Origin of the sequence: Rhodomicrobium sp. Az07 (assembly GCF_018619475.1) — a bacterium.
Classification (GTDB): Bacteria; Pseudomonadota; Alphaproteobacteria; order Rhizobiales; family Rhodomicrobiaceae; genus Rhodomicrobium.
The window spans coordinates 1-1,236 of record NZ_JAHFZG010000042.1; the positions used below are offsets into that span (position 1 = coordinate 1).

At 51.5% G+C, this 1,236-nt stretch carries 1 rRNA gene; it reads left to right on the forward strand.

The features are described from left to right. Positions 1–46: 46 nt before the first annotated feature. A 23S ribosomal RNA gene (locus KKP04_RS15240) occupies positions 47–1,236 on the forward strand; the annotation flags it as partial.

Consider the following 1,236-nt stretch of genomic DNA (forward strand, 5'->3'; position numbering starts at 1 on the left):
GGTTCGAACATCCTTCTGCCGAGGGGTGAGCATTGATAATGAGAGCGATCAAGCGACTTAAGGGCATTTGGTGGATGCCTTGGTGGCAAGAGGCGATGAAGGACGTGGTACGCTGCGATAAGCCATGGGGAGCTGCGAACAAGCTTTGATCCGTGGATTTCCGAATGGGACAACCCATCCTCGATAGCCAGAGTCTCAAGGCCGTGCCGGACGCGAGTTCGGGGCGGGTTTGAGCTTCTGGTTATCAAAGAGGATATCTTCCCCTGAATACATAGGGGTGAAGAGGCGAACTCGGGGAACTGAAATATCTAAGTACCCGAAGGAAAGGACATCAACCGAGACTCCGTTAGTAGTGACGAGCGAACGCGGACCAGGCCAGTGCAGTTGCGAAGAAAAGTGGAACATTCTGGAAAGTTTGGCCATAGAGGGTGAGAGCCCCTTACACGTAAATCTTTGCAACATGCCTTGAGTAAGGCGGGGCACGTGAAACCCTGTCTGAACATGGGAGGACCTCCTTCCAAGCCTAAGTACTCCTTGCCAACCGATAGTGCACAAGTACTGTGAGGGAAAGGTGAAAAGCACCCCGACGAGGGGAGTGAAATAGAACCTGAAACCGAATGCCTACAAACAGCCGGAGCGAAAGTGACGGCGTACCTTTTGTATAATGGGTCAGCGACTTAGTCTAACGAGCAAGCTTAAACCGATAGGTGTAGGCGCAGCGAAAGCGAGTCTGAACAGGGCGTTCAGTTCGTTGGATTAGACCCGAAACCGAGTGATCTATGCATGAGCAGGCTGAAGGTGAGGTAACACTCACTGGAGGGCCGAACCCACGCCTGTTGAAAAAGTCGGGGATGACTTGTGCATAGGGGTGAAAGGCCAATCAAACTCGGAAATAGCTGGTTCTCCGCGAAATCTATTTAGGTAGAGCGTCGGATGTATGCTTCCAGGGGTAGAGCACTGGATGGGCTAGGGGTCCTTACCGGATTACCAAACCTAACCAAACTCCGAATACTGGAATGTCTTGTCCGGCAGACACACGGCGGGTGCTAAGGTCCGTCGTGAAAAGGGAAACAGCCCTGACCGCCAATTAAGGTCCCCAAGTTGTGGCTAAGTTGGAAAGGATGTGAAAACCCCAAAACAACCAGGATGTTGGCTTAGAAGCAGCCATCATTTAAAGAAAGCGTAACAGCTCACTGGTCTAAATAAGGGTTCTTGCGCCGAAAATGTAACGGGGAT